The sequence below is a fragment of the Virgibacillus salinus genome, from assembly GCF_900102415.1.
In the GTDB taxonomy this organism is placed as follows: domain Bacteria; phylum Bacillota; class Bacilli; order Bacillales; family Amphibacillaceae; genus Lentibacillus; species Lentibacillus subterraneus.
In genome coordinates, this window is sequence record NZ_FNKD01000001.1 from 873,447 (window position 1) to 895,443 (window position 21,997).

The 21,997-nt window shown below is 37.6% G+C and carries 18 protein-coding genes; 12 read left to right on the forward strand and 6 right to left on the reverse strand.

Annotated elements, in window-relative coordinates:
* The 4 genes from BLS02_RS04190 (at window position 1) to BLS02_RS04205 (ending at window position 3,616) form a co-directional block, all read left to right on the forward strand.
* Complete coding sequence (locus BLS02_RS04190) at window positions 1-777, forward strand: glucose 1-dehydrogenase (RefSeq protein ID WP_092491699.1); 777 nt, start codon at window positions 1-3, stop codon at window positions 775-777.
* 24 nt (window positions 778-801) lie between these two features.
* Complete coding sequence (rpiA, locus tag BLS02_RS04195; RefSeq protein WP_092491700.1) at window positions 802-1,491, forward strand: ribose-5-phosphate isomerase RpiA; 690 nt, start codon at window positions 802-804, stop codon at window positions 1,489-1,491.
* Between the two features lie 58 nt (window positions 1,492-1,549).
* Window positions 1,550-2,461 (forward strand): AEC family transporter, encoded by a 912-nt coding sequence (locus tag BLS02_RS04200; RefSeq protein WP_092491701.1) that lies wholly within the window; start codon window positions 1,550-1,552, stop codon window positions 2,459-2,461.
* Between the two features lie 153 nt (window positions 2,462-2,614).
* The gene (locus BLS02_RS04205) at window positions 2,615-3,616 is read left to right on the forward strand and encodes a Gfo/Idh/MocA family protein (RefSeq protein ID WP_092491702.1); all 1,002 of its coding nucleotides are present in this window, start codon (window positions 2,615-2,617) and stop codon (window positions 3,614-3,616) included.
* Window positions 3,617-3,672: 56 nt separating this feature from the next.
* On the opposite strand, the gene BLS02_RS04210 is transcribed toward BLS02_RS04205, so the two are convergent.
* Window positions 3,673-4,872 carry an ROK family transcriptional regulator gene (locus BLS02_RS04210; protein ID WP_092491703.1) on the reverse strand — a complete coding sequence of 400 codons (1,200 nt, stop codon included), beginning with the start codon at window positions 4,870-4,872 and terminating at the stop codon, window positions 3,673-3,675.
* Window positions 4,873-5,117: 245 nt separating this feature from the next.
* Between BLS02_RS04210 and BLS02_RS04215 the strand changes: the two genes are divergently transcribed.
* From BLS02_RS04215 to BLS02_RS04230, 4 genes are all read left to right on the forward strand, one after another.
* On the forward strand, window positions 5,118-6,425 hold the full coding sequence (locus BLS02_RS04215) for an extracellular solute-binding protein (RefSeq protein ID WP_092491704.1): 1,308 nt from the start codon (window positions 5,118-5,120) through the stop codon (window positions 6,423-6,425).
* Between the two features lie 369 nt (window positions 6,426-6,794).
* Entirely contained in the window at window positions 6,795-7,673 is an 879-nt protein-coding gene (locus BLS02_RS04220; protein ID WP_092491705.1) for a carbohydrate ABC transporter permease, read from the forward strand.
* A gap of 22 nt (window positions 7,674-7,695) precedes the next feature.
* Window positions 7,696-8,517 carry a carbohydrate ABC transporter permease gene (locus BLS02_RS04225; protein WP_092491706.1) on the forward strand — a complete coding sequence of 274 codons (822 nt, stop codon included), beginning with the start codon at window positions 7,696-7,698 and terminating at the stop codon, window positions 8,515-8,517.
* A 30-nt stretch (window positions 8,518-8,547) separates the two neighbouring features.
* Complete coding sequence (locus BLS02_RS04230) at window positions 8,548-10,155, forward strand: glycoside hydrolase family 43 protein (protein WP_092491707.1); 1,608 nt, start codon at window positions 8,548-8,550, stop codon at window positions 10,153-10,155.
* Between the two features lie 57 nt (window positions 10,156-10,212).
* Here the strand turns inward: BLS02_RS04230 and BLS02_RS04235 are convergent, their stop codons facing one another.
* Entirely contained in the window at window positions 10,213-10,839 is a 627-nt protein-coding gene (locus BLS02_RS04235; protein WP_092491708.1) for a YesL family protein, read from the reverse strand.
* A 259-nt stretch (window positions 10,840-11,098) separates the two neighbouring features.
* On the opposite strand from BLS02_RS04235, the gene xylA reads away from it, so the two are divergent.
* The 3 genes from xylA (at window position 11,099) to BLS02_RS04250 (ending at window position 15,492) form a co-directional block, all read left to right on the forward strand.
* Window positions 11,099-12,424, forward strand: coding sequence for a xylose isomerase (gene xylA, locus BLS02_RS04240; RefSeq protein WP_092491709.1), 1,326 nt, complete (start codon window positions 11,099-11,101; stop codon window positions 12,422-12,424).
* Between the two features lie 4 nt (window positions 12,425-12,428).
* The gene (xylB, locus tag BLS02_RS04245) at window positions 12,429-13,928 is read left to right on the forward strand and encodes a xylulokinase (RefSeq protein ID WP_092491710.1); all 1,500 of its coding nucleotides are present in this window, start codon (window positions 12,429-12,431) and stop codon (window positions 13,926-13,928) included.
* Between the two features lie 139 nt (window positions 13,929-14,067).
* Window positions 14,068-15,492, forward strand: coding sequence for an endo-1,4-beta-xylanase (locus BLS02_RS04250; RefSeq protein ID WP_092491711.1), 1,425 nt, complete (start codon window positions 14,068-14,070; stop codon window positions 15,490-15,492).
* 117 nt (window positions 15,493-15,609) lie between these two features.
* Here BLS02_RS04250 and BLS02_RS04255 read toward each other — a convergent pair whose 3' ends face one another.
* The 4 genes from BLS02_RS04255 to BLS02_RS04270 form a co-directional block, all read right to left on the reverse strand.
* Window positions 15,610-16,647: an aldose epimerase family protein gene (locus BLS02_RS04255; protein ID WP_092491712.1), complete on the reverse strand. Its 1,038-nt coding sequence runs from the start codon at window positions 16,645-16,647 to the stop codon at window positions 15,610-15,612.
* Between the two features lie 72 nt (window positions 16,648-16,719).
* Entirely contained in the window at window positions 16,720-18,213 is a 1,494-nt protein-coding gene (gene galT, locus BLS02_RS04260; RefSeq protein WP_092491713.1) for a UDP-glucose--hexose-1-phosphate uridylyltransferase, read from the reverse strand.
* Window positions 18,210-19,214 (reverse strand): UDP-glucose 4-epimerase GalE, encoded by a 1,005-nt coding sequence (gene galE / locus BLS02_RS04265; protein WP_092491714.1) that lies wholly within the window; start codon window positions 19,212-19,214, stop codon window positions 18,210-18,212. Before galE ends, galT begins: the two co-directional genes overlap by 4 nt.
* Complete coding sequence (locus tag BLS02_RS04270) at window positions 19,211-20,395, reverse strand: galactokinase (RefSeq protein ID WP_092491715.1); 1,185 nt, start codon at window positions 20,393-20,395, stop codon at window positions 19,211-19,213. Before BLS02_RS04270 ends, galE begins: the two co-directional genes overlap by 4 nt.
* 380 nt (window positions 20,396-20,775) lie before the next feature.
* Here BLS02_RS04270 and BLS02_RS04275 point away from each other — a divergent pair, with 380 nt between their 5' ends.
* Window positions 20,776-21,951 (forward strand): ROK family transcriptional regulator, encoded by a 1,176-nt coding sequence (locus tag BLS02_RS04275; protein ID WP_092491716.1) that lies wholly within the window; start codon window positions 20,776-20,778, stop codon window positions 21,949-21,951.
* Window positions 21,952-21,997: the final 46 nt, after the last annotated feature.

The following is a 21,997-nucleotide window of genomic DNA, read 5'->3' on the forward strand; positions in this document are numbered from 1 at the left end:
ATGAGGGGGATTCTCGTGGCAAATTTATTTCAGTTAAGTGGAAAGATTGCAGTAGTTACAGGGGCGACAAGAGGAATTGGCCGGTCAATGGCTTTTGCTTTAGCAGATGCAGGTGCGGATATTGCGCTGTTACAGCGAAACCCCGAACAAACAGACGTTAAGGAAGAAATTGAAGCAAATACAGGCCGGCAGTGTAAAATTATTGCCTGTGATTTGGAGAATCCAGACCAAGTTAAAAATGCTATTCCTGAAGTCGTTGCGCTTTATGGGAGAATTGATATTTTAGTAAATAGCGCTGGGATACAACGTCGCTCACCATCCGTCGAATTCACTGAGCAAGATTGGGACGATGTGATAAATGTTAACCTTAAAACTGTATGGACTTTATGCCAGCAGGCCGGTCGGTACATGGTTGGACAAGGTAGTGGAAAGATTATTAATATCGCTTCCTTACTCTCATTTCAAGGTGGGATAACCGTTCCTGCATATGCTGCGGCCAAAGGCGCGGTAGCCCAACTAACTAAGGCACTTTCAAATGAGTGGGCAAAAGAAAACGTAAATGTAAATGCAATTGTTCCAGGCTATATAACGACAGACATGAATACGGCTTTAATAAACGATCCTGTTAGAAGTAAACAAATACTTGATCGAATACCTGCAGATCGTTGGGGCAATCCAGAAGATTTTAAGGGTACTGTAGTATTTCTTGCTTCAGAGGCGTCAGCATATATTCATGGCCATTTATTAGCAGTGGATGGCGGATGGCTGGGCCGTTAATCCATTGGACTAGGAGTGATATACATGCTAAATAAAATAGACAGGAATAAAATAAAGGTTGCAGAAGAGGCTGTTAGATATATCAAAAACGGAATGACTGTGGGGTTGGGATCTGGGTCAACCATCGACTGGATGCTTAAAAAGCTTGGAGAAAGCGTTAACGAAGGATTGGATATTAAAGGCATACCAACTTCATATAAAACGGAAAAATTAGCACGAGAATACGGCATTCCCTTAACTGACTCCTCAAACGTAATTGAAATTGACTTAGCTATTGATGGAGCTGACGAAATAGATGAACAGCTCAACCTTCTAAAAGGTGGAGGCGGCTCACTCGTTAGGGAAAAAATAGTTGATTCGGTGGCAAAGGAGCTTATCATTATAGCAGACGAATCTAAATTGGTTCCTGCACTGGGGGATTTTTTATTACCTGTTGAAGTGGTCCAGTTTGGATGGGAACTAACCGCACATCATATTTCTCAGCTGAATTGTGTTCCCTATTTACGAAAAAAAGATAACAATGAAATATTTATTACTGATAATGATAATTATATTTTAGATTGCAGTTTTGAAAAAATTCCCCAACCAACCAGATTGCATGAAAAGTTAAAACTAATGACTGGTGTTGTGGAAACTGGTTTATTTGTGGGCATGGTGGATCGCGTTATTATTGGAAGTGATAATGGAATTAGAACTCATGTGAATGAATTCTAATGCTTTTTTATGAATGATGAAACAATATAACTATACATAACTAAGGGTGAGCTACATAATGTCTGGCTTTAATGAACAATTTCTGTATGCCGTAATAATCATAGCATTGGGATATACACTAAAGCGATTTAATATAATAAAGGAAAAAGATGGTGAAGGTTTAGCGAGAATAATATTCAATCTGACTCTTCCGGCATTAATAATTGTATCTTTTAGTGACATTAAAATTGAATCTTCCTTATTTCTTCTTATAGGTATAGCCTTTTGTTATGGATTACTTTCGGCTTTTGTATCTATTATTATATTTAGAAAGGAAAGCAGAGAAAATAAAGGTATGCTTGGCATGCTGGTACCCGGCTTTAATATTGGCTTGTTTGCATATCCGCTTGTTGAAGGAATCTGGGGAAGAGAAGGTATTAAATATTTCGGGATGTTTGATGTTGGAAATGCATTTATCGTGTTTGGTTTACTATATCTAATAGGCAGCTATTATTCATCCGATAAGGCAGAGCTTAGTCCAGGTGTAATCATGAGGAAGTTAACCGGTTCAATCCCATTAATGACTTATATTATTGTTTGTGGATTGAATATTATAAGTATTCAGCTTCCAGAAATGGTAGTAAATGTTTCCGAGATAATTTCCGTAGCAAACATGCCTCTATCATTTTTATTACTAGGTATTTATTTAAATTTTAAGTTTGATAAAAGCTACTATACACTCATTATAAAGGTCTTGACCATTAGATATGTACTTGGCTTAACTGTCGGTATATCACTCTTTTTTATATTACCTTATGATGATATGTTTAGATATACTGTCCTTATTGGTCTGATGCTGCCGGTATCTGTGTCTGTTTTGCCTTATTCTGTTGAATTTAACTATGACCAGAGATTTATCGGAACTGTATCCAATTTGACGATTCTAATTACTTTCTTTTTATTATGGGTTCTGATGAATATAATTGGTTGATTGCTAGATTTTTTCACAAAACAACAATATTCTTCTTATTTCCCGGGAAATGACATATTGACTGTTTTTTCGACATTTGAACATTTTTGCTGTCGAAACAATTTCATGTATAATTAATAAAAGATTGCAACTATTCATACAGGAGGAGTTTTCATGTCAAAAATCCGTTGGGGTGTATTAAGCACTGCAAATATTGCACAAAAAGCACTTTTACCTGCATTCTCACGTTCAGATAATGCCGAAGTGACAGCTATAGCAAGTGGGAGTGACATTACGAAGGCTGAAAAGGTAGCGGAAAAATTCGGTATCCCAACTGCCTATGATGGCTATGATAAGCTGTTGAATGACTCGAATATTGATGCTGTTTATATTCCATTGCCAAACCATTTGCATAAACAGTGGGTAATTGAGGCTGCTAAGAAGGGTAAACATATTTTATGTGAGAAGCCAGCAGCAATAAACTCCAATGATGTTTTGGAAATGAAAAAAGTTTGTGATGAGCACGGGGTTCTTTTCATGGAAGCATTTATGTATTACTTTCACTCGCAGCATAATCGTGTGAAAGAGATAATTGACTCTGGTGAGATTGGTGAAGTGAAACTGATGCGCGCTGCTTTCTCGTTTTACCTTGCCAAAAAGGAAAATAATATCCGTATGAGTAATCAAAAGGGTGGCGGCAGTATTTATGATATCGGCTGTTATGGTATTCATTCGATTAGGAATATACTTCGGACTGAACCAAATACTGTTCAAGTGCATGGTGCAGTTGACCCTGCGTATGGAGTAGAAACCGATGCAGTGGGGTATATGACATTTCCAAATGGAGTACGAGCAATATTTGACTCTAGTTTTAATATGGCACATCGGAGTGAATATGAGGTGGTCGGAACAGAGGGACGGATTAAAGTTCCTAGAGCATACCGTCCGGATAATAATGGTGGCGACGGGTTAGTGGTTGTTGAAAAGGGAAATGTGCAACGAACTGAAACAGTGAATTGCGATCAATACCGAAGCCAGGTGGAGCATTTATCACAGGCAATTATAGATAAAAAAACTCAGGTGTATCATGATTTTAATAATACGATAAATAATATGCGTGTGATTGATGCTTGCTATGAATCAATCAAGCAAGGTCGTCTAATCGAAATATCTTAGGTTTATATAAACCCTAATTTGTCGGATTTTTGGCAAATTAGGGTTACATATTACTTTTATACTTCTAATGCCTTTTTCTCGAAATTTACATTTAAAAATTTCTCTGCAGTTATAGCAGCAACTCCAAGAGCAGTGGAGTGGATGTTTAATTCCGAAAAGTAAATGTTTAAATCACTATGCTGATACCATAACGTATGGGTTTTCATTCTATTTTCTAGTGTTTTCTTAAGCCATTTTTCAGAGGTAGCAATCCGATTACCAATAATGATTTGGTCTGGGTTAAAAATATTTATTATATTATTCACGCCGATTCCTAAATAATCCCCGATTTTTTCAAATAGCTGAATAGCATCTGGATTGTTGGCCTCAGCTAGTTTATTAATATCTTCGAGAGTTAATTCATTATTACCCTCTGGGTATATGCCCAGTTGTTTAGCTTCGTTTAATAAAGCTTGTTCAGATGCGTATAATTCCCAGCAACCTTCATTACCACAGCGGCACTTAAGTCCATTGGATTGGATTGTCATGTGTCCTAATTCACCGGAAAACCCTTTACTGCCTTTAAAAAGTTCCCCATTAAGGATTAAGCCTACCCCTATTCCAATACCTGCACTGATATAAATAATATTGTCGACGGTTTTTCCTACCCCGAATTTTTTTTCTCCGTAAGCACCAGCATTTGCTTCGTTTTCAATCGTAACAGGTACATCATATTTTTCTTCTATAACTGTTTTTAAGTCTACATTTTTCCAGCCTAAATTTGGTGCTAATAATACTTCACCGTTTGTACTTACCGTCCCTGGTACGCCTATGCCAATTCCGACAATCCCATATGGACTCGAAGGCGCAGAGTTTGTTAAAAAATCAATTACTTCAACTAGCCTTTTTTCTAATTCTTCATACGACAGCTGACTGTAATTGATTTTTTTTTCGTAGCAAATGTTTCCTTGAAGATCGGTTAATGTCCCAAGTAAATAATTAACACCTAAATCTATACCAATAGAGAACCCGGCAATTTGGTTGAAATGTAGCATGACAGGTCTTCTGCCACCACTTGATTGTCCTGGGCCTGATTCGGTAATCAGCTGTTCCTGAAGCAGTTCATTTACCAAAGAAGATACAGTTCCTTTATTGAGCCCAGTTTTATGAGCAACATCTGCCCGTGAACTCGGTGAGCTAACTTTAATTGTATGCAGCACTAATGATTTGTTTCCTTTTTTAACGACGAATTGATTCCATGTTTGATTTATTCCCATAATTACCGTGTTCTCCTTTTCCTTAGATATTTAATTATTGTAGGCCACCTTTATTCAGAACGTTATTAATTAGTATAAGTATAACACCATTTAAAGCAGTTATAAAAAGCGAGACCTCTATTTAACTATTATCGACAACTAAGTATTATTATAAACTTTGTTTATTCAGTAGACAAACGATGATTTGTTTGCTATTCTATACACATGGAATTAGAAAGCGTTTACAAAAACGAGGGGGTATAAATATGTTGAAGAAGAAATCAGTATTATTATTTGCTTTACTAGTTTTGGTACTGATGGTGTTTGCTGCCTGTTCTGAAGATGGAGATGCTAGTGGAAATGAAGCTGAAAGTGATAAAAAAACAATTGAGTTTATGCATTTGTGGCCAGAGGGTAGTTCAAAAGACCACTACGAAATTGTTAATAAAATTGTAAGTAAGTACGAAGAGGATAATCCCGGTGTAAAAGTTGAATTGGAGATTCTAGGCAATGAGCAATACAAGGAAAAACTGAAGGTACTTTCGGCATCCGGAGAACTACCTGATGTTGGAATGACATGGGCGGCAGGATTTTTAAAGCCTTATGTTGAAGGGGAGATGTTCGCTCCTTTAAATGATGTGTTAGACAGTGGTTTACAGGAAAACTTTGTGTCTGGAACAACTGAAGCGTATGCAATGGATGGGAACACATATGGACTTCCGTTAGAATTAAATATCGCACCTATTTTCTATAATAAGGCAATATTTGAAGAGAATGGTTTGGAAGTTCCAAAGACATATGAAGAATTCAAAAACGTTGTTGATACATTACGAGAAAATAATATTGCACCAATTGCTTTAGGAAATAAAGACCGGTGGACTGGTTCATTATGGTATATGTACCTGGCTGACCGTATTGGTGGAGCGGAAACACTAACTAATGCAATTGATCGATCTGGCTCGTTTGAAGATCCAGCACTAGTAAAAGCAGCGGAAGAAATACAAAGTTTAACAGAACTGGATGCGTTTAATGAAGGTTATAATGCCCTTGCTGATCAGGAGGCTAAAAGCTTATTTATGAATGGTCAAGCCGCTATGTATTTAATCGGATCATGGGATTTGCCTAACTATACAACGAACGAAGATGTGCCACAAGAATTCAGAGATTCGGTTGGTTTCTTTAACTTCCCAACTGTTGATGGTCAAGGAAGCTTGAACAGCTGGGTTGGTGGACCAGGAGTTGGATTATTTGTAGCAGAAAACTCTGAGGTTAAAACTGAATCTAAAGAATTTGCTTCTTACTTTGTTGAACAATGGGGACAACAAGCTGTAACAGATGCAGGGGTTATCCCAGCAACTAAAGTTGATACGAGTTCTGTTGATCTCCCAGAAATGTATATTAATGTACTGGATGAATTAAGCGCGGCGGAGAATATTACACTATTTGCCGATGTTCAAATGGATCCTGATGTAGCACAGGTCCACCTGGATGCAATTCAATCATTATTTGGCGGGGAAATAACACCAGAGAAGTTTACTGAACTACAAGAAGAAGCGCTTGCTGAAGGTGAATAGAATATAAGTAGAAGAAAAAGCTTTAATTGTATGTCCACAGGCTGTCGATAAGAAACTCGACAGCCTTATTTTTTTGGTGAAAAAATAGGGCCATAGTAATCTGCTATACTATTACTACTAGCTACAAGTTTACTGATATAAACTAAACGATATAAACTTTGTTTATCCACTAGACAAACAGCTCGTATTTTGATATTCTAAAACTGCACTTTAATAAGAATGGTATAGTACTTATTAAAGTTTTTTAATTATAAAAAAAGAAAACGGTTACAATGAAGTTTGGTGAAACATATGAAGCGCAAAGGTTTCAATAAGAAAATTAGTTTACTAGCATAGCGATTTATATACAATTATTTGGGGGTGAAGGTTTTGAATAAAGTTATGTCTAACAAGCTAATGATTGCATTGTATATACTTCCTGCTCTTCTGCTGATTGCTATATTAATCTACATACCATTAATTCTGACAGGCTATTATGGCTTAATGGAGTGGGATGGAATCGGTGATATGCAATTTATTGGTCTAGAGAATTATATTAACGCTGTCCAAGATGATAAGTTTTGGGATAGTGCCATGCATTCCTTTTTACTGGCGGCCTTTTCTACATTAAGTTTAGTAATTTACTTAGCAATATCCCTTATTTTGGCCTCGAAAATAAAAGGTGCAGGTCTGCTTAGGAAAATATATTTAATACCAATGCTGCTGTCTTCTGTGGCGATTGCGCAACTTTGGATTAAGATTTATAATCCGGCGAATGGTATCTTAAATAGTCTATTAAGAGGCTTAGGCATAGAGAATACCCCCGTCTGGTTAGGGGATCCAAATATCGTATTGTATGCTATCTTTATTCCTATTTTATGGCAGTATGCAGGCTTTTATATATTGATTTATTATGCAGCTCTTAAAAATATCCCTGATTCACTAATTGAGGCAGCCAAAATTGATGGAGCTTCTCCTTTGCAGATAGCCTATAAAGTAAAATTACCTCTTATTATGGGGGTTATAAAGGTAACTATTGTATTGGCTATTGTTGGGTCATTGAAATACTTTGACTTAATTTATGTTATGACTGGCGGAGGTCCAAGTGGAGCAAGTGAAGTAATGGCTTCTTATATGTATAAATTAGCATTTTCAGTCTCTGACTTTGGCTACGGAAGTGCAATTGGCTTCCTATTATTAATCATTACACTTATTGTCACAGTATTCATCCGCAAGTTAACTGCTACCGATGATGAAGTGCAGTATTAGAAGGGAGAAGGAGGTTAAATACATGAATCGTATAGGATATTTAATTCTTTACTTTTGCTTAGGGGTAGTAGGAGTCTTTCAGATTTTTCCGTTAGTATGGCTTGTTCTATTTTCTTTAAAAGATACTAGGGAAATTTTCGGGGGATCTCCACTCGCACTCCCACAGGAACTGAAATGGGAAAACTATATTAAGGTTTGGCAAGGTGATATAGGAGTATATTTTTTCAATAGTGTTTGGTATACGGTTGTGGCTATTTTTCTAACTGTCTTATTAGCAAGTATGGCCACTTTCGCTATCACACGGATGCGCTGGAAGCTCAGTTCGTTAGTATTAGGTTTATTTATGGTCGGTTTAATGATACCAATCCATTCAGCACTGATACCACTATTTAAAATGTTCCTAACCGTTAATTTAATTGATAATCCATTTTCGATTATCATTACGTATACTGCTTACAACCTTCCAATAACGATGATGATACTGTTAGGTTTTTATTATACCCTGCCACGTGAAATTGAGGAGGCTGCAATCATAGATGGCTGCTCTATTAATCGCTTGTTTTTTCGTATTATCATACCGATGACAATACCAGTAATGTCAACAACGGTTATTATAAACATGATTTACAATTGGAATGAATTTGTATTTGTTAATACCTTTATTAGTTCAGATAAGTATAAGACATTAACGGTGGGAATTCAAAACTTTGTTGGACAATATATGACTGACTGGGGTGCAATCGGAGCTACCCTCGTAATTAGTATTGTTCCAATTTTAATTGCGTTCTTCTTCTTCAGTAACAAAATTGTCGAAGGGATTTCAGCGAGTGCAGTAAAAGGATAAGAAAATATAGAGAGGTAGAGGTGGATTTAAATGGCTATTATTCGAAATCCAATATTAACAGGATTTAATCCGGATCCAAGTATTTGTCGTGCTGGAGAGGATTACTATATTGCTGTTTCTACATTTGAATGGTTCCCGGGAGTAGGAATTTATCACTCGAAGGATTTGAAGAATTGGCGGTTAATTTCGCGTCCACTTAACCGGCTGAGTCAGCTTAATATGATTGGTAATCCTGACTCAGGAGGCATATGGGCGCCCGCGCTTTCCTATAGCGATGGGAAGTTCTGGCTTATCTATACTGATGTCAAGGTAACAGAAGGGAATTGGAAAGATAGTCATAATTATCTTGTCACATGTGAGACGATTGATGGTGACTGGTCAGAGCCAGTACACTTAAACAGTTCAGGATTTGACCCATCTTTATTTCATGATGACGATGGCAAAAAATACTTAACAAATATGCTGTGGGATCATCGTTCAGGAAACCATGATTTCTATGGTATTGTGCTCCAGGAATATAATGTGAATGAACAAAAACTTGTTGGAAAAGCAGAAGTTATATTTAAAGGAACAGACATAAAATTAACAGAAGCGCCTCATTTATATAAAATAAATGGTTATTACTACTTGTTAACTGCTGAAGGTGGTACAAAATATGATCACCAAGCTACAATTGCCCGCTCTAAAAATATAGGTGGGCCATACGAAGTTCATCCTAGTAATCCATTGATTACTTCTTGGCCATACCCCAGAAATACATTGCAGAAATCAGGGCATGCTTCGATGGTTAAAACACATACAGATGAATGGTTTTTAGTTCATTTAACAGGAAGGCCATTGCCAAGAGAAGGTCAGCCCTTGTTGGATCCTCGTGGATTTTGTCCGCTTGGCAGAGAAACAGCAATTCAGCGATTGGAATGGAAAAATGACTGGCCATATGTCGTTGGAGGTAATCAGCCTTTATTAGAAATTGAGGGACCATCAATAGAAGAAGTGAAATGGGAAAAAGATTATCCTGAAAAAGATGACTTTGATTCAATTGAATTAAACCCTCATTTTCAGACATTACGTGTTCCATTAGGGGAGAAGATTGTCTCGCTAAACGACAACCCCGGGCATTTACGATTATATGGAAAAGAATCATTATCATCAAAATTTACGCAAGCATATGTCGCACGGCGGTGGCAGCACTTTGAATTTACTGCAGAGACAAAAGTAGCTTTCAAGCCAGATACTTTTCAGCAATCTGCAGGTCTAGTAAATTATTATAATACGCAAAACTGGACATCATTGCAGGTCTCCTGGCATGAAGAGAAAGGTAGAATACTAGAGCTTATGACCTGTGATAACTTTACATTTAATCATCCGCTTAAAGGTAAAGAAGTTGTTCTCCCTGATGATGTGGAATATGTGTACCTTCGGGTTGATGTACAGACAAACATTTACGAGTATTCCTATTCATTTGACGGTGAAAACTGGACAGTTATCCCAATTCAATTTCCTTCCTATAAACTGTCAGATGATTATATTCAAGGGGGAGGATTTTTTACAGGCGCATTTGTTGGCATGCATTGCCAGGATACATCTGGCCAAAGCAAGCAAGCTGATTTTGATTACTTTATTTACAAAGAAAAATAGATACAACCAGAGAAGAATTCCAGGTTAACTCTTGTAGAAGAGTCGCTGGATTCTTTTTCACCCTCTTGAACGTTTTCCTTTTTTTTCAACTTTTGAAAATGCATTTAGACAAAGCCACATCGTAATAAATGCATAAATACTTGCACCAAATATAAAGACCAAAGCTGGCACTGCTTCCATAATAAAATAAATGGATATGAGACTTACAATAATTAGTAAACTATGAAGCGGAGTAATTAACATTACAAGAAAAGCATTCTTGATCACTTTCCGCAATTTTAAATCATAATGAACAAATGCCGGGAAGATGTAGAAAAAGAATAATAGAAACAGGAACATAAATATATACAATGGTAAATACGTTAATCTAAGTAAATCGTTTACATTTACCTCTATAAATAAAAAGTCGATTCCTATAAGTATGACTAACCCACTGATAAATACGCCAAGTAAATTACTTTTTATAAAATCTTTTTTGTAAAAATTCCAGAATGATTTAAAAACTGGAATGTCTGCTTCGCCATAGAGCCATTTTCGTATCACGGCGAACAAGGATACTGTAGCAGGGAAGATGCCTAATACGATGCCGCCCGCTAATGTGAACACTATCCAGAGCAAATTTACATAGGCAAACCTTGTAATCCATTCTAATACACTATAAATAAAGCCACTTGTACTATTCAAGATGGAATCCTCCTTTCGGGATGTTCCATGTGATCCATTATAAATTAATCATTTATCCAAGGGAAGAAGGTTATCACATGTTTATTATAAACTTTGTTCATGTGATAGACAAACTAACTTTTGGTTGGTATACTTTTATGTAAGCAGTTACATTAACGTAAAACATACATACCTTACGGAGTTTAAATTTAGACTGTTTGATGTATGCGATTTCAAAATCTTCAATTAAGACATTATAAATTATTGGGAGGTTATTATAATGACATTTTTTAACGATATTGGGCAGATAAAATACGAAGGAGCGAATTCAACTAATCCATTTGCGTTTAAATTTTATAATCCGGAAGAAAAAGTAGGCAATAAAACGGTAGAGGAATACCTTCGTTTTGGGGTTGCCTATTGGCATACATTTACAATGGATGGTTCCGATCCATTCGGTGCCGGTACGATGGTTCGGCCATGGGATAAATATAAAGGGATGGATTTGGCTAAATCTAGATTAGAAGCTGCCTTTGAATTCTTTGAAAAACTGAATGTACCATATTTTTGTTTCCATGATGTAGATATTGCTCCTGAGGGAAGCAATTTAAGGGAAACGAATAAGAATCTGGATACGATTGTTGACCTCATGAAGGGGTATATGAAGGACAGCAAAACTAAATTACTTTGGAATACAGCGAATAACTTTACGCACCCTCGTTTTATTCATGGAGCAGCTTCCTCTAATAATGCAGATGTTTTTGCTTATTCGGCTGCAAAAGTTAAAAAAGGATTGGAAATTGGTAAAGAACTGGGTGCAGAAAATTATGTATTCTGGGGTGGACGTGAAGGCTATGAAACACTTCTTAACACAGATATGAAACTGGAAATGGATAACTTGGGAAGATTTTTTCATATGGCTGTTGATTATGCTAAAGAGATAGGTTTTGATGCTCAATTTCTAATCGAGCCTAAGCCGAAAGAACCGACTACACATCAATATGATTTTGATGTAGCCAGTGGATTTGCCTTTTTACAAAATTACGATCTTCAGGACCATTTTAAATTTAATATTGAAGCAAATCATGCCACACTGGCCGGGCATACATTTGAACACGAACTTAATTATGCACGTATTAATGATATGTTAGGCTCAGTTGACGCCAACCAAGGGCATCCATTGTTAGGATGGGATACAGATGAATTCCCTACAGATCTGCATGCTACAACATTAGCAATGTATGAAATTATTAAAAATGGTGGTCTCGGCCGTGGCGGATTAAACTTTGATGCGAAGGTTAGAAGAGGTTCATTTGAGCCGGAGGATTTATTCCATGCTCATATTGCCGGGATGGATAGCTTCGCAGTCGGGTTAAAAGTAGCGCAAAAACTGATTGATGATAACGTTCTTGAGGAAATTGTTGAAAACAGATATAGCAGCTACAAGGAAGGGATCGGTTTGGATGTTGTTCAAGGAAAAACTGATTTTCAAAAGCTGGAGGATCATGCTTTAGGTTTATCTGAAATCAGCCATCAATCCGGACGTCTGGAACAAATTAAAGCGACATTGAATCAATACTTATTAAAAGCTTATGCTGGGGAGTGATGCTATGAAATATGTAATCGGTATCGACTTAGGAACCAGCGCGGTGAAGATGTTACTGGTTAACAGAAATGGTGAGGTTGTACACGAAATTTCAAAAGAATACCCTTTAATTCAGGAAAAAAGCGGATACAGTGAACAGGACCCTCATGTATGGGTGGAACAGACAGTTGCAGGGCTATCAGATCTGTTGACGAATAGCAACATCAGCCCTGATGAAATTGAAGGTATTAGTTTTGCCGGACAAATGCATGGCTTAGTTTTGCTAGATGAAAATAATGAAGTACTACGTAACGCTATTCTTTGGAATGATACACGTACGACTGAACAATGCCAGCAAATTTATAATGCTGTAGGCGAAGAGAGATTGCTAGATATAGTGAAAAACCCTGCACTAGAAGGATTCACATTACCAAAGCTGTTATGGGTAAAAGAACATGAACCAGCATTGTTTAAAAAAGCCAGGAAATTTGTTTTACCAAAAGATTACCTGCGCTATAGACTAACAGGCCAACTGCACATGGAATTTTCCGATGCTGCAGGCACATTACTATTGGACATAGGTAAGAAAGAATGGAGTACAGAGATTTGTAATTTAGTGGACATTGATCCAAAGCTTTGCCCTCCATTAGTTGAGTCACATGCTGAAACAGGGAAAATATGTACTGAAGTTGCTGGTATTACTGGCCTATCGAAATCAACAAGCGTATTTGCCGGTGGCGCAGACAATGCCTGTGGTGCTATTGGTTCAGGAATTCTAGAGGATGGAAAAACGCTTTGCAGTATTGGTACCTCTGGTGTTGTCCTTTCCTATGAAGATAGTGATGAAAAAGAATTTCAAGGTAAAGTTCATTACTTTAACCACGGGGCACCTAATGCTTTTTATACAATGGGTGTTACCCTATCGGCCGGGCATAGTCTCAGTTGGTTTAAAGATGTCTTTGCCAAGGATGAGTCGTTTGATGGTTTAGTATCTGAAGTGAATTCTGTTCCAATTGGATCTAATGGATTGTTGTTCACGCCTTATTTGGCAGGCGAAAGAACTCCACATGCAGATGCTGCGATTCGGGCAAGTTTTATTGGCATGGATAGTTCGCATCAGCGAAAGGATTTTGTTCGAGCGGTTCTCGAGGGGATCACATTTTCTTTAAATGAATCGATTAACATTTTCCGTAATAATGGAAAGATGATTGATTCAATAGTTTCAATAGGTGGCGGTGCGAAAAATGATGTTTGGCTCCAAATGCAGGCTGATATTTTCGATGCCAGAATCATCAAACTTTCAAGTGAGCAAGGCCCTGGAATGGGAGCGGCAATGTTAGCGGCATACGGCAGTGGCTGGTTTGATTCATTAAGCGATTGTGCGGATGATTTTTTACAAGTAGAGAAAGAGTTTATTCCGGATAGGGATAATGTTGAAATCTATAAAAAGTTATTCGGTGTATATCAGGAAATATATGGTCTGACGAAAAAAATGAATGAAGTACTTTTAGAATTCCGCAAATAAATATACTCACAAAAAAAGGCTATCTCAGAAGTTTTCAACGCTCTTTGAGGTGGTCTTTTTAATATATCAGAACTTTTATTGGGGGAGGTGTCTATCGGTTTAGTTTTTTTTAAAATGATTATAGAAAGGGGAATGTTTGATGTTAAAAGTTCTAGGAGTAACAGTTGTTACAGGGTTAGCCTTGTCGTTATTATTACCTGCAGGGACAAGCGTAGCCGATGCAGAGGAGGGGTATGAATCAAAAAGTGCTTTAGAGGTAACGCCGCTTGAAAAAAGATATGAAGATTCCTTTCCTATTGGGGCTGCTGTTGAACCGTATCAGCTGGAAGGAATTCATGGAGAGGTATTAAAGCGCCATTATAACAGCATTGTTGCCGAGAATGTGATGAAGCCTATCAATATTCAGCCACAAGAAGGAAATTTTAACTTTGAAGAAGCAGACAAAATTGTTCAGTTTGCGAAAGAGAATGACATGGATTTGCGTTTCCACACGCTTGTTTGGCATAGTCAGGTACCGGAATGGTTTTTCCTGGATGGGGAAGGAAATCCAATGGTAGATGAAACAGATCCTGAACAGCGAGAAAGAAATAAGGAGATTTTACTTGAACGTCTGGAAACTCACATTAAGACTATCGTAACGCGCTACAAGGATGAAGTGGATGCCTGGGATGTTGTCAATGAAACAATTGACCCTTATGCATCTAATGACAGAGGCTTACGTGAATCTAAATGGTACCAGATTACTGGAACAGACTATATTAAAAAAGCTTTTGAGACAACGAGAAAATATGCCGCAGAAGATGCCAAATTATTTATTAATGATTATAATACCGAAGTAGAACCAAAGAGAGACTATATGTATGATTTGGTAAAAGATTTACTGGACCAAGGGGTTCCAATTGATGGAGTAGGACATCAGGCACACATTCAAATCGGTTGGCCTTCTATTGAAGATACAAGAGAATCTATCAATATGTTCGCTGGTTTAGGATTGGATAATCAAATTACCGAGTTAGATGTTAGTCTTTATGGATGGCCGCCAACTCCTGCTTTTGCAAACTATGATGAAATCCTGGCAAGTGGACGTCTGTTCGATCAAGCAGAGCGGTACAATCAGTTATTTGAGCTCTATGAGGAATTAGATGATAAAATCAGCAACGTAACATTCTGGGGTATTGCCGATGATCATACATGGCTTGATGATCGTGCAGAAGATTATAATAATGGAGTTGGGAAAGATGCACCATTTGTCTTTGATCCAAATTTCAATGTAAAACCATCCTATTGGGAAATGATGGATTATGATTTAAACGAGATGAGAATACTTATTGGTGATTTTGAACAAGACGGAGAGTTTGAAAACTATGGTACTGCTAGATCATTACAGGCGCACTTGGATTCGGTGATTAACTTTGAAGATAAGGGTGAGACTGAGAAAGCTATTGATCATATGGACAAATTTATTAAAAAGCTTGAAAATGAGAAAGGAAAAGAAATGATTTCTGAAAATGCTTATAATATTCTTAAACAAAATAGTGAGTATCTTGTTAGAAAGTGGCAATAGATGATCTGGGTAATATAATTAAGGGAAATCAGCCAACTATGGCTGATTTCCCTTCCTTTATTTATCCTTATTATATAATATTCTTCGCTAAAAAACGGGAAATGACTGTCACCACTCCTACCCGAATTTAAATCTAGTTTTTGAATGATATCTTTCTCTAGGATGTAAAAGTATTGACGGTAAATCATCATAGATGAGCGATGCGGGGTGCTTTTGTGTTTCTAAGCAAAGCCCCAAATACCTTTCTGAAACCCTTTCATTAAGCTCAAGACCAGTGTCCAGGTTATTGGATGTATACATAACCATTCCTGGTTCATCAGTGTGGACAGTTAATGTACGTCCGCTTTGTTCCTCTGATACAGTAATATTTGATTGAGGCTTTTCAAAAAGAAAGTAATGATCATACCCGTTTCCGACTATTTTATTTTGTAGATGAGTAGAGTATATTCCATGTTTAATTTTTCGGCCTGAAGTAAAGTCAAATGGTGTGTTCTTAACATTAAGTTTTTTGCCTGTTGGGATGAGATATTCATCTAACTCTGCAAATTGGCTGCTTCCCATCGTTACATTGTGATTTTCTATTGTATCCTTCAAGTCCCCACTTAAATTAAAATATGTATGATTTGTGAGTGCTAGTGGTGTCGTTCTATCTGTAGTTGCATCACATGTAATCGTAAACTCATCCTGGTTGTTTAATTCATAGATAACATTAACATGGATATTCCCAGGATAACCATCATCCCCGTCAGGGCTTTTATGTGAAAGCTTTACACCAACAGATGTTTCTGTTTCAAAGGGAGTAGCCTCCCATACAGATTGATGAAATGCTGTTGCTCCACCATGTAAATGATTTTGCCCATCATTAGCAGTTAACGAAAATGATTGGTTAACTACCTTAAATGTGGCATCTTTTATTCTTCCCGCAACACGACCGATAATGGCTCCAAAAAAGGTAGGATTATCTATGTAATTCCGGTAATCTTTATAGCCCAGAACTATATTCTCAACTTTTCCATTACGGTCTGGGGTTCGTATTTCTGTTATTGCTCCTCCATAATTAAGAAAGCTTACTTCCATTTGATTATCGTTGGAAAGCGTGTAGAGTTGCCAAGTTATATTTTCTTTAGGATTTATGTTTTTTGTTGTAATTTTCATTGAGTGTTCATTTCCTTTTATTTAAAGTTTGAATAAAAGCGTTTTATAATCATGTGTTATTGCTCTGAAATACTATCTATTCAATGCCGAAACAAACTGTTTAAAGGAATCCAACCCTGCTTCCGTCTGTTTAAAAACACCGGCATCCTCTAGTACTCTAGTAAACTTCTTCCCAAGTTCCTTTTCCACAAATTCATTTGCCTTGTCAGAGTCAGTAATTGTACCATACTTATCCTGCAGGGAATCGGCCCATTCCTGATGATATGCTGCCACGTTAGTTGATTCACCAAGTAGAAACTTTTTTAAATCACTAAGCTCATCCTTTAATCTAGCTGGTAGTACAGCAAGACCCATCACTTCAATCAGGCCTATGTTTTCTTTCTTAATATGATGCACATCTTCATGTGGGTGGAAAATCCCCATTGGATGTTCTTCAGTTGTGCGATTATTTCGTAATACCAGATCAAGCTCAAATGAACCATCGCGAACTCTTGCTATCGGGGTAATTGTGTTATGCGTTGTTTCTCCTGAAAAAGCAAGAATTTTTGCATCTCTGTCTGAGTAATTTTTCCATATCTGTAAAATATAATCGGCTGCATCCACAAGTTTTACTTGATTATTACTTTTCAAACGAATAACAGACAATGGCCATTTTAAGACAGATGCAGAAACATTCGAAAAATTTTTCAACTTAAAGTTAAGAACATCTTTGGCATTGGTCATGGCAAATTGATACCGCCCTGCCTGGTAATGATCATGACTTAAAATTGACCCACCAACAATTGGTAAATCCGCATTCGAGCCAATGAAATAGTGTGGGAATCTTTCCGTGAATGCGAGCAGTCGGGCAAAAGTATGCCTATCAATTTTCATATTACGGTGCTCTTCTGCGAGCAAAATACTATGCTCATTATAATAGACATATGGCGAGTATTGCAGATACCAATTTTCGCCTAAAATAGGTACTTGAATCACCCGATGATTCGCCCGTGCTGGATGTCCAGTTCTTCCAGTAAAGCCTTCGTTTTCCACACAAAGAAGGCATTTTGGATAATGTACGGTTTGCTTCATTTTACGTTCGCGATTAATTTGCTCAGGGTCCTTTTCCGGTTTGGATAAGTTAATTGTAATATCGAATACCCCATAATTGTTGTCTGCTTTAAAATGGATGTTCTTCCGGATGCGATTCAACTGAATGTAATTACTGTATTTGCTTAGTTGATAGAAATAATCGGTCGCTGCAACTGGTGATTGCTCATATTTTGTATAAAAGTTGTGATTGATAACTGATGGTCTTGCTACAAAGCAATTCATTATGTTCGCTGTTAAGATTTCTTTTTCATCAAAAACATCTTCAATTATTTTTTGCTCTACTGCCCAGGAAATAATATCCTCAAGAAGGTCAGCAATGGAGTCATTATTATTAGAACCGTACACGTTTTCCGGAAAAGAAGTCAATCGCAGTTGCTGCATAACCTGGTTACGGACATATATACGATCAGTCCGTTCGATAAGTTCTGCTTCAATTGCCTTCTCAATCAGACTGGAAATTTGCTCATAGATCATTTTTCATTCACATCCGATTTATAGCCGTCTGAATGAGTGGAGTGCCATCTCCATGCATCCTCCATAATTTGCTGAATGAAGGTGCGTTTTGGTCTCCAGCCAAGAATCTGTCTTGCTTTACCCGAGCTTGCAATCAAGGTGCTTGGGTCACCAGTACGACGTGGCCCAATTACTGCTGGAATCTTTTTGCCGGTTACTTTTCTTGCGACGTCTATCATTTCTTTAACAGAAAATCCCTGACTGCTTCCAAGGTTGAAAATATCACTCTTGCCACCATTTTTCAGATAGTCCAATGCGAGCAGGTGTGCGCTGATCAAATCATCAACATGAACATAGTCGCGAATGCATGTGCCGTCTGGGGTGTCATAATCTTCTCCGAAAATAGTTATAGACTCACGCTTTTCAAGGGCCGCTTGTAAAATAATTGGAACAAGGTGTGTTTCCGGACGATGATCTTCACCGATTACTGCTGATTGTTTGGCACCTGCAACATTGAAATAACGGAGGGACGTATAGCTGATTCCATGTGCCTGTGACGTCCATTTTATCAATTTTTCCATTGTTAGCTTCGTTTCACCATAAGCATTTGTTGGAATTGTTGGCATTAACTCAGTAATGGGGACAGTTTCCGGCTCGCCGTAGATAGCGGCAGTAGAGGAAAACACGATATATTTCACATCATGCTCCACCATAACCTTTAATAAAACCTGTGTGCCATGAACATTATTATCAAAGTATTTCAATGGCTTATCCATGGATTCGCCAACAAGTGAATTTGCGGCAAAGTGGATAACTGCATCTATGGATTCTTTTTTAAAAACTTCACGTAAAAAGGTAATCTCTCGAATATCTCCCTGATAGAAGGTAGCCTCTGGATGAATAGCATCCTGATGACCAGTTTCAAGATTATCAACCACTACAACATCTTGACCCTCTTCCATCAGCTGATATACTGCATGGGACCCAATATAACCGGCTCCGCCTAATACTAAAACACTCATTCTATCACTCCTTCTTCCAATTGTTTAGCACCATCGGATATTGATGCTGTGTAAAATGTTGCATCATATCCGACGTCGTTTCGATATATTTTATTTACATTTCGCTTAAAATCTTCTATTCTATCTTTTTCCACAATGGCAATGGCACAGCCACCAAATCCTGCGCCGGTCATGCGGGAACCGAGTACGCCATCCTGCTCCCATATTGCTTCGACAAGTGTATCAAGCTCACGTCCGGTTACTTCATAATCCTGCTGTAAAGAAAGGTGGGATGCATTCATTAATTTACCAAACTGGTTCAGGTTACCTTGTTGCAGCTGATCGAGCGCTTCCAGGGTTCGACTATTTTCAAATACTGCATGTTTAGCGCGCCTGAGGTTGATGCTATTAGTGATTAAATGCTGATACCTTTGAAACTGTTCATTGGATAGCTCTCCAAGACTGCTAATCGAAAGCTCTGTCTGCAAATCGGCAAGTGCTTCCTCACATTGTTTGCGTCGTTCATTGTAGCTGGATCCAGCTAACGTTCGCTGCTTATTGGTATTTATGATGATAATTGCATAATTATCAAGATGAATTGGAGCATAACGGTATTCCAATGTTTGACAGTTTAATAAAATGGCATGATTTTTTTTCCCCATACCAATTGCGAACTGATCCATTATCCCACTGTTCACGCCAATATAGTCATTTTCCACCTTTTGTCCTAGCTGAACCATAGTAACACGATCAATATCAAGTTGGTAGTATTCCTCCAAAAGCACTCCTGTCACCATTTCGATGGAAGCTGAGGAGGACAGGCCAGCCCCATTAGGAATGTTTCCATAAAATAAGATATCCATCCCAGTCGTAATGGCATGCCCATAGTCCTGTAATATTTTAATCATGCCTTTCGGGTAATTTGCCCAACTATGTGTTTCCTGGTAGGAGAGATCTGCAAGCTCACATTCTATTATATTCTTCTCAGGAAAATTCAGCGAATAAAACCGCAAATTCTGATCATTTCGTTTTCTGGCAAGTGCATATGTACCAAAAGAAATGGCTGCTGGAAAGACATGGCCACCGTTATAATCAGTATGCTCACCGATTAGGTTGATTCGGCCAGGGGCGAAGAAGATGAGCGGTAAATCGGTTGTATGGAAAATGGATTGGAATTGGTTGGTCAGTTCATTTGTGTTCATAAGTAACCTCCAGGTTTTAATGGATACTAAAACGCTATATGTTTATTGTTATTAGATAAGAAAGTATAAATCCTTTCTTACTATATAAGTGCAACTAAGGTTGGCGATATGCCATGTTTTCTAAAATAGTTTACAAGTAAAATCCAGTTGCTAACTTAATTAATTAATTTAACTAAGTTAATTATAAAAGATTTAGCTGGAATATTCAATAAAAGCTGAAGGTAATTAAATAATGCTAGATATTGGAGAGGAGGGGAATCCCTATCTTTATATAAGTCAGTGCAGTTATTAATATAGATTTTACGATTAAGTTATTTACATTACCAAAGGCTGATACATGATATAATAAGAAAAAATAACTATTGTACGGGGGATTTACGATGCAGCGAGGCTCATTTAGGCTGATGAAATCAGTGAATAAGTCAATTATATTAAATAAGATAAGAACGCACGAGCCGATTTCTCGTGCGCAAATCGCAAAAGACACTAAACTCACACCACCAACAGTAAGTAGTATTGTTAAAGAGTTAATTGATCAGGGCATTGTAATTGAGAGTGACAGTGGACAATCTATGGGTGGCAGAAAGCCAACGATGCTTCACATTAATAGTAAAGCTTTCTACATTGTTGGAGTTGATGCCGGTCCTGAGAGAATTGAATGTATTCTTACGGATTTTGCAGGAAATATTGTGAATCGATCATCCGCCAAACTGGCCCTTCCAATCTCTAATGATCAGTTTCTTTCGATTTTAAAAAAGTCTATACGTGATGTTATTAATGAAATTCCCATCGGAGATCGCGAAATTATGGGAATTGGGATAGCTATGCACGGAGTTGTAGATGTATCAAAAGGAACATCTCTCATAGCGCCAAATTTAAAGCTTACTAATATTCCTATTAAAGAGGAACTAGAAACGGAATTTAATGTCATGATTAAAGTAGAAAACGATGCCCGCGCTATGGCAATGGGAGAATCATGGTTTGGAGGACATGGTGAGTTGGACAGTATGGTTGCAGTGAACTTGGGCCGTGGAGTTGGTGCAGGTATGGTTGTTAATGGAAAACTATTTCATGGCGCACAAAATATAGCTGGTGAAATTGGTCATATGACAATTGATATTAATGGGGAAGTGTGTGAGTGCGGCAATCGCGGCTGCCTTCAAACCTTTGCGACTGGTTCGGCCATTGCTGAACGTGCACGCAAAAAGTTAGAAGATATGGCCAACCCGATCACGCCAACAGCGGAAGTTGTATTTGAATTAGCCAAATCCGGTAACACAGCATATGTGGGTATATTACATGAAACAGGAATGATTATTGGTATTGGTCTAACGAACCTTATTCATTTAGTTAATCCGAGGAAAATTGTGTTGGGTGGTGGAGTTATGAAAAGCCAAGCGTATATTCTACCTGCCATTCATCAAACGATTGAAGAGCGAATACTTACCCCGAAGGCAAAGAAGACTGAGGTAGTAGTAACCAATTTAGGGGAAGATGCAACACTGTTAGGAGCTGTATCGCTGCTTTTGGAGGAATTCTTTTATCCTGTTTCATGATAGTAACCTGTTGAATAGTAATAGAAAATTTCTTGACTAATGCCTA